The sequence below is a fragment of the Microbacterium sp. F2E genome, from assembly GCF_020905435.1.
GTDB lineage: Bacteria > Actinomycetota > Actinomycetes > Actinomycetales > Microbacteriaceae > Microbacterium > Microbacterium lacticum.
Genome location: NZ_JAJJIB010000032.1, coordinates 1 through 7,811 on the forward strand (window position 1 = coordinate 1; position 7,811 = coordinate 7,811).

5 protein-coding genes are annotated in these 7,811 nt (G+C 65.3%); 2 read left to right on the plus strand and 3 right to left on the minus strand.

The window, feature by feature from the left end; all coding sequences use genetic code 11:
* Window positions 1-124: 124 nt before the first annotated feature.
* Window positions 125-4,129, plus strand: a complete 4,005-nt coding sequence (locus tag LOK55_RS13755; protein WP_229935821.1) for a hypothetical protein — start codon at window positions 125-127, stop codon at window positions 4,127-4,129.
* A 239-nt stretch (window positions 4,130-4,368) separates the two neighbouring features.
* Here the strand turns inward: LOK55_RS13755 and LOK55_RS14440 are convergent, their stop codons facing one another.
* From LOK55_RS14440 to LOK55_RS13770, 3 genes are all read right to left on the minus strand, one after another.
* A complete protein-coding gene (locus LOK55_RS14440; RefSeq protein WP_374107660.1) occupies window positions 4,369-5,229 on the minus strand; it encodes a recombinase family protein in 861 nt (286 codons plus the stop codon).
* Complete coding sequence (locus tag LOK55_RS14445) at window positions 5,171-5,710, minus strand: recombinase family protein (protein ID WP_374107661.1); 540 nt, start codon at window positions 5,708-5,710, stop codon at window positions 5,171-5,173. The genes LOK55_RS14440 and LOK55_RS14445 overlap by 59 nt, the downstream gene beginning before the upstream one ends.
* Before the next feature lie 81 nt (window positions 5,711-5,791).
* Window positions 5,792-7,204 (minus strand): recombinase family protein, encoded by a 1,413-nt coding sequence (locus LOK55_RS13770; protein ID WP_229935824.1) that lies wholly within the window; start codon window positions 7,202-7,204, stop codon window positions 5,792-5,794.
* A 123-nt stretch (window positions 7,205-7,327) separates the two neighbouring features.
* Here LOK55_RS13770 and LOK55_RS13775 point away from each other — a divergent pair, with 123 nt between their 5' ends.
* A complete protein-coding gene (locus LOK55_RS13775) occupies window positions 7,328-7,747 on the plus strand; it encodes an AbiV family abortive infection protein (RefSeq protein WP_229935825.1) in 420 nt (139 codons plus the stop codon).
* Window positions 7,748-7,811 lie beyond the last annotated feature (64 nt).

Sequence of the window (7,811 nt, forward strand, 5' to 3'; positions counted from 1 at the left end):
GCTACGAGAACACCTACGCGGCCGCGAGATCAGCTACCCTCACGGAAGCGGCATAACCGAAATGACACCGTGTCCACGATCCGGGGTCAAGGCCCTGGAGTTCGTCCCGTTCGGCGGGCAAGGCATGCTCGAACCTGCCGTGGGCCTCCCGATTAACATGCGCAAGATCAGGTGCATCAAAGCCCACGGGACGACCGCTGGGTTTCAACTCGGTTCGGTAGCCCGCGAGTTCTACACGGAGAACTGCGTCGGCTGCGAGCTCCGCCGCCCCTCGGGTCAGGTGCCGACGCTCGCTGGGCTGGTGGAGGCCGAGGAAAGGCAGGAGGCCGAGGCCGCGCTTATCGCTGATGCCGAGAAGGCCGAAGCAGAAGCTCTTCGCGAACAGCGTGTCCGCAGGCGTGGTGCTCTCCGCGTCTCGGCTGATCCAGCCATGGAACGCGCTCTGCAGGACCTAGATGTCCTGGATGCAACCGATGACGAGAGCGCCGCTGCAGCGCTGCGACGGCTGACCGCTCTCGCACAGAAGGCGCCTGACACGTTCTCTGAAGTCGTGGTGGCAGAGATGCTGATACTCGTGCGCCTTGGCCGACCCACCATGCTCAAGCCACTGCGAATCCTCGCTCGCACCCAGACGCGCTGGCAGCGAGACGCCGTGGATGCCGCGCTCACCGTGCTCGAGACCTGGGCAGCAGAGGATGCCGCGCGGGTGCTTGTGCAGTTTCAGAACGTCACGCGACCTGATGATTTCACGGCATCCGTTGTCCGGTCCCTCCTGTACGTCGCATACGGTCCTTTAGACGACGACTTCGGGTATTCGGGCGAGAGCCGCTCCACCGATCCCGCCACGCTGAAGCTCCTTGCAGACCGGGCGAGCGACACGCTGATGGAACTTCTTGAAGATATGCTGCCTGGCCCGCCTTCCTTGTCTGGTCTGGAGCTTCTGCCTGGCAACAGGTCGCCAGCGGCGACCGTTCACTCGAGCCGCAGTCGTGCCACCGCGGCAGGCGCGATTGCTCAGCTGCTGATCTTGGACGAGCCCATCGCTCCACTTTTCGTTCCCGCTCTCGTCCGCAATCTGCTCACGGCCGATGACGAGATGGAGGGGCATTCTCATGCAGCCGTCCAGCGGGCGCTGGGCCTGTTCATCGTGCGTGGTGTGGGTGGCGCGGAGGAGGCTTGGGCTGCAGCGGGCGAGAGTGCTTCGGACGAGCAACGGGGAACCCTTTTCAAGGTGTGGTGGTTTCTCTCGCAGCTTGTCGACCCCGACCGTGGTTGGCAGGGCGAGGAACCCAAACTGTCCGATGAGGACCGTCAGCAACTGCGCGCGCGGATCTTCGAAACGTCGATGCTGCGACTTTCCGGAGGATGGGGGTACGACGTGGCGGGGCAGGCCGCGGACATCATTCTTGATCTCGCCAGGGATGCCCCCGATTGGGCCGCAAGCCAGATCGATGTGCTCCTGGGAGGGTTCATCACCGCAAACAGCGCGGCTGACCAGCCCAGATCGCAGGTGCTCGTACCAACAAATGACCTACCCGACTCGCTCGCGGAAATGGAGTGGGCGACACGGCAGATGGTCCTGAGGTCCGCCGCCTCCCGCTGCCTCGATGCGGTCGAGTACGCGGCGCAGGCCGATCCAAACGTCGCTCTGGATGCTGTCGTGAAGTTCCTCAGCCACGAACGCGATGAGGAGAAGGACTGGGGCGTTAGCGCGCGCCTCTTGCGGGTACTAGGCAACATCGGGCGCAGTGCCGGCCAGAGGCCGGGAGTGCTGACAGCTGTCGTACCCGTTCTCTATACGAACCTCATGAGCTCGTCCCCTGCCCTTGTGGCTACAGCTATCCGCGCCTGGGCCGAGGTCGCCTCGAAGAATCCCCTGCCCAGCCTGTTCGAGGACCTGCTGCCGGTCCTCATGGACAACCAGTACATCGCCGTGATTACCGCGTTGCTGGAGAGCCTTCCTCGGCTCAGCCTGACCGAGGATGCGATGCGGTCGGGATTGCGATTCGCTATGACGTGCTTCGCGTCCAGCAAGGTCGGCGGCCCGAACTCTTCCCTCGTCAAACCATCGGTGGAGTGCGCCGGCCGTCTCCTACAGCGGCTTCCCGAAGACAACGTCGCGCTGGAGCGAACGCTTCTCAGGGTCTCTGCGGCGCTGCCGGCCCACGAGATCAACGAGATTCTCCGGGTGAACTGGTCTGCTAGAGCACGGAAAAGTGCTGAGTATGCCCAGATCCGACTCGGCCGAGTGGCCGACCCAACCTACAACTCACCGTTCAACCGGCGACACGACACGGAAGAGGTAGCGCTCCTCGAGTGCGGGCAGGGTCTAGTCGGATTGGGAGCAGCGGATCTGGAAGCCGCCGCGCAGGCACCCGGCCCCGAGCGAATCCTCGCAGGCTTGCACATCGTCGAAGTGGCTTGGCGCGCCAACCGAGCCGACGACGCTCGCGCAATCTGCGAACGGCTTGAGGCGTCGATCCCAAAGACGCCGGCATTTGACCGGCAGCGCACTCTGACCACGCTCGTCAACGCGGCTATTTCGGGAGACGAGCCACCCCACGTCGACGAAGAGTCGACCGACGAGAACGGCTTCCCGTCGTTGGTATTCAACCTGCATGCGCAGAGTGCGCTGCGGTTATCAATCCGCAGGCTGTTGACCGGGACCGCGGGCCTGTCGTCCGTCAGCAGCATTGACGCCGCTGCCTTGTCGCTCGAAGAAGAAGCGACGAAGTTGGCTGAGTGGTCGCAGCGCGCGACGCCCACCGCCGCTTATCTCAGGTTGTTCGCAGAGCTGTGTGTCGTCGCCGCGCATCTTCTACGGCTCGAAGCGGCGGAGATGGACCGCGACGACCCTGCAGCTCGAGCCCGGCGGCGAACGGTGAAACGATCCGCCAGCTCCCTTGCCCAGCGCGTCGAAAGCGAACTGGGCGCCGATGACCCGTTAGGAGCATTGCTATCAGCTGAGCTAATCCGCGTGCTGCAGGAAGAAGGGGACGTAGACCCCATCGCGCTAGTTGGTGAGTGGGCGTCGCTGCCGCTCCCGCTCATCATCATCGAGGGTGCTCCGCTTGAAGCGGAACGACCGACCGAGCGAGATGAAGTCCTCGTGCCCGAGGCGGTCGCGGTCGCGATGATCTCCGTGGACGACCGACAGCTAACAGGACCCGCGGTGCTCCAGCGGGACACGGTGTACTCCTTAGGCGTGAAGCTTCAGGTCGACGAGTGGCCCGTATGGGCCGATCGCCTCGACCTGGAACTTGTTGGCGGTTTGTCAGCGAAGGACATCCAGCTTCCGGCGATGACCTGGAAGAGGAGCGACGGCTTCGACGGCGTCCTGACAGGGGAAGGAACCTTAGTCTTGCGGTTTGCTCTGCCTGCAGGTCGTCCTGCGCCTCCGTTCGTCGTTGCCGCTAGCTGGTCGGGCTCCGTCGAGGGAAAGCCGCAGATTGAACGGCTCGACATCGCGGGCCACGCGCAGATCCGGCTTCGTCCCTTCGACGCGTCACGAGACGCGCTGACGACCTACGACATCGTCGATGAGCATCTGCTCGCCCTCTACGCCTCGCTTGCCGGCGACTTCCCGGATGACGAGGTGCAAGCGTTCTGCCGACTGTTCACCGCGGTGTGCCGGTCCGGATTCCGATTCACGTGGGAGAAGAAGTATCGTCGCGGCGCGCGCGTCACGGAGCGGCAATTCCATGACGATCTCTTCGCCGATCTGCTCACGGACCCGGAGCTGGAGGGACGTGTCGAGCGTGGCAACCCCTTGGCGCTCGGCTACCTCGATATTCGCCACGACCGCATTACCGCCGAACTCAAAGTCGAACGCCGCGTCCCCGTGACCGAGACCTCTGCCCCCAAGTACATGGGGCAAGCCACCCAGTACGCCTCGGCGGACGGTCGGCACCTGTCAATCCTCGCGATCCTAGACATGAGCCCGAAAGAGCTCACAGTCGGGACGCCCGAGAACTATGTATTCACCCTCGTGCCCGCGCTGCACGGTCTCGACAGTCCGGAGACACCATCCTTGGTCGCAGTGGTTGTCGTCAACGGCAATATGCCCGTCCCCAGCTCGTGGTCGCGGCGCAAACCGAAACGCATGGGTGAGTACCAAGGGAAGCGGTAGGGCCGGGAGCTCGGCTCGGTGGCCGTGCCTAAGCGCACGCGACGACGCAGCGGGATAGCAGCGGCAATGAGGATCAGGGGGGCACGGGCGCCGTCCGCGGCCGTCCACCGGCCGAGTGCACTATCCGCATGGTCGGCATACTCTCGTCGGGGTTGTTGCCGACAGTCATCGAACTTACCGACGACCTGGTGCAGCGAGGGGCATGGCATGGCGTGAACGCGCGGTGAGCTGTGCGCTGACTACGCCCCAGGAGTGGTCCCGCCACTGTCCTGAGCACTGCTTGGGCGAGGAAGCCCAGAGCGCACTGTCAGCTGGTCAAACGGTAGTAGTGCGCACACCATGGCGCGGCGAAATGTTAGAGCTCCCCAGCGTCGGTTGACCTCCGCGGGTTCGAGCATGAGAATCCGTGCCCGATTGTGCGTGGTGAGGTCGCGGCCCGCGTGGTCGAGCTCATTGGCGAGCGGACTCCGCATACGGAGGAAGCTCGCATGATCGAGGTCGCCTGCTCCGAACGCCGCGGCGAGGGCGGCGATGTTGCTGCGAGCGGTGCGGAGTCGGCGGAGAAGGTCCTGCGCACACGGCACGTCGGGGTGCTGGGCAGCGGCGAACGCGTCGAGGGCGGCAACCTCACGCTCAGCGTCAGCTTGGTCGGCATTGACGTTTGGGCTGGGGCAACGTGTGCTCGCAGTGCGGCAAGTGTAGATGCGCTTCCCGTGGCGTGTGACGCCGGCGACGAGACGTGCATCACAGCGACCGCAGCGGAGAATTCCGCCGAGGAGCGTTCTGGATGAGCGAGCAGCGTCCCGGCGTGGTGTGAGCAGGCTGACGTGGACGAGCGCGGATTCATCCGGCGTGAGGAGGCGCTCCCACGAGCCAACGATTGGGCGTTGATCGGCGTGGTCCCAGCGCTGGAGGTGGAGACGGTCGCTGTTGAGGATCGCGCGGATGGTGGTGGCATGCCATCGATTTGCGCGTGGGGGCGGGACGCGATCGGCATCGAGCGACTGGGCGATGACGGTGGGAGAGATCCCGATGAGGTACTCATCGACCATGCGGCGGAGAACTTTGCTCTCGTGCGGATGGCGCGCCCCGTTCTGCAAGTAGCCGTAGTGGCGGCCACCATGCAGTTGCCCGTTGCTGCTGTGCGCGGGATACGCGTGCCCCTTTGTGCGCAGACTCGTAGTTCGCGAACGCGACGAGCTGCCGGGCAAACAGGCGTCCTTCGTGCCGGTTCAGATCGAAGGACCCGCCCTGTGCCGACTCGACGCGGATCGGGCAGACGTCGAGCAGGTCGAGAAGCTGCTCGAGTTCTCGTGGCTTGCGGTAGAGGCGATCGAGGTGCCAAACAATCACAGTTCCCTCCTCACTCTTTTCGAGTTGTCGGAGTAGCTGTTGGTATGCGGGTCGGGCACGGTCTTGGTAGGCGGAGACGGCTTCATCGACGAACTCGATCGTGCTCGCGTGGCCGAGCTGGGCGGCGAGGGCGGTGCAGTCGGCTCGCTGCTGCTCGATGGAGGCGTGCTCGCTGGTGCGATTCGCCGAGATCCGCAGGTAGATCAGGGCAGTTGTTGTTGCGATGATGTGTCCCGATGTGGGCGCAGCCCGCGCTCCAGATTCTCGCGGGAGCGAGAGTACCGGACCGGACCGCGGATGGGCGGTTGGTCAGGGGCGGTACGTGATGCGGACGCGGCGTGGATCGAAGCTTCGCCCAGGGCGTCCGGGAGCGATGCGGAGGCGGCTGACGAGCGTCGTGACTACCGCGCGCCGGTCGGTGACGTCGAGAGCGTCCCACCAGGTCTCCAGCGCTTGGCGGTTCCCGATCGGCGCTGCATAGAGCCCGATCGCCCCGTCAGCAGCGACCAGGCGCCGCTCGACGTCGCGGAGCGCTGTGGTGGCGGCGTCGACCCCGCTGCGGTGTTCACGGTGGGTGATGACACGGTCCTGGCGGTCCTGATCGAGCAGGCCGATCCGGGTGTTGATCGCCGCGACCTGCCGCAGCAGCCCGTTCATCGATGCACTGTCCGCGTCGGTCCGTGGATGGCTGAGGCGGTGCAGGATGCGTTCGATGACGTAGTCGTCGAGGTGGGCGGCGTTGATGCTCAGCCCGCCGCGCTCCGGTCGGGAGGGATCTTTCTGACAGGTGTATCGCTGCGTGTTGCCGGTGGGGGAGAGCTTCCCGGTGATGGTGAGTCCGGCGCCGCACTTCCCGCAGCGTGCGATCCCGCCCAACAGGGTCGGCCGTGCCGGTGTGGTGCGGCGGCGGGTGGGGTCGGCGAGGATCGCCCGGATCTGCGCGGTCTCCTCTGGGGTGATGATCGGTTCCCAGTCACCCGGGCCGAGAATCTCCCGCCCACCCGCGGGATCCGCACGGGTATCAGGGGCGTAGGCGCGTTGCCCGGAGATGCGGGCGGGAGACAGCACGCTGCGCACCGTGTACGGATGCCAGAGCCCGGACGTGCCGCGGTCGGCGCGCAGGGGTGGGATGCCGGAGCGGTTGAGCCAGGCGGTGATGGAGCGGAGGGACTCGCCGGCGAGGAACCGGTCGGCCATCTGCCGGATCACGGCCGCCTGCTCCGGGATGAGGACGCCGCCCGGTCCGTATCCGTAGCGGGCGGGTCCGTGCCAGGCGCCTTGCTCGGCGAGGCGCTTGTTGGCGCGTTTGACGCGGTCGGACTTGTGTCCGGACTCGTACGCGGCGATCGCGACAAGCTGGCGAGCCATGAGTCGGCCCTCGGTGGTGTTCAGGTCAAACCCGCCACCGCGGACGGCCTCGATCCGCACCGGGTGCTGCTCGACCAGGTCGATCAGGTCCTCGAGCTCACGGGGCTGCCGGTAGAGGCGGTCGACGTGCCAGACGATGATGTGCGTCACCCCGGCCCGCACCTGGGTGACGAGCGCGTCGTATCCGTTTCGGCGGCCACCGTCGAACGCGGAGACGTCATTGTCGATGAACACCTGCGGGTCAGTGAACCCGAGCTTCGCGGCGTGAGCGAGGCAGTCTTCTTGCTGGCGTTGGATGCCGGCTTGCAGGCCGGTGCGGTCCTGCGATATCCGCAGATACACCGCCGCATTCATCCGCATCTCCGATCTCAGTTCTCACTAGGCTACGGGCCGCTCAATAGCGGCCGCGCGGACGACGGTGTCGAGCCGTCACATCGCTGTGTCGGGGGAGCGGTCGACAATGGACGCGTGGACACGATGACTCCCGAGTTTGCTCGTCGGTTCTGGAAGAGCCTGCTCGACAACGCTTCACGGCTCATCACCGACGCGAACGTCCTGCTCGACGCCGGTTCACACGGACGCGCGAGAGCACTGACCGTGCTCGCGCAAGAAGAGCTGGGAAAGGCCCTGTGGGTCTATCAGGAGTTCGAGGGCGCTTGGAGCGAGGGCACCGAGAGTCCACGCGCCGTGGGCAGGCTCAACTCTCACGGGCGGAGCCATGTCGCGAAATACCTTGAGGCGATCGAGTTCGGCAGCGAGCTCGAAGCCTTCTGGGGTGACTACCCGGAGATCGAAGAGCCAGCCGACGGAGAGAGCTGGGATGACGTCTTCGCTCGTCGTCGCGCACGAGCGAATGAGGCAGCGAAGGGGGTATCAGATGGTCTGTGTAAGGGGTGAGGTTCATCTCGAAGGAGAACATCATGGAGACCATGGCTATCAGTCCGGAGCGCGAGGAGCGTCG

What these genes read in the sequence shown, in the direction of transcription:
- LOK55_RS13755 (WP_229935821.1), top strand. Translation starts at nt 125, where the DNA reads ATGCTCGAACCTGCCGTGGGCCTCCCGATTAACATGCGCAAGATCAGG.
- LOK55_RS13775 (WP_229935825.1), top strand. Translation starts at nt 7,328, where the DNA reads ATGACTCCCGAGTTTGCTCGTCGGTTCTGGAAGAGCCTGCTCGACAAC.
- LOK55_RS13770 (WP_229935824.1), bottom strand. Translation starts at nt 7,204, where the DNA reads ATGAATGCGGCGGTGTATCTGCGGATATCGCAGGACCGCACCGGCCTG.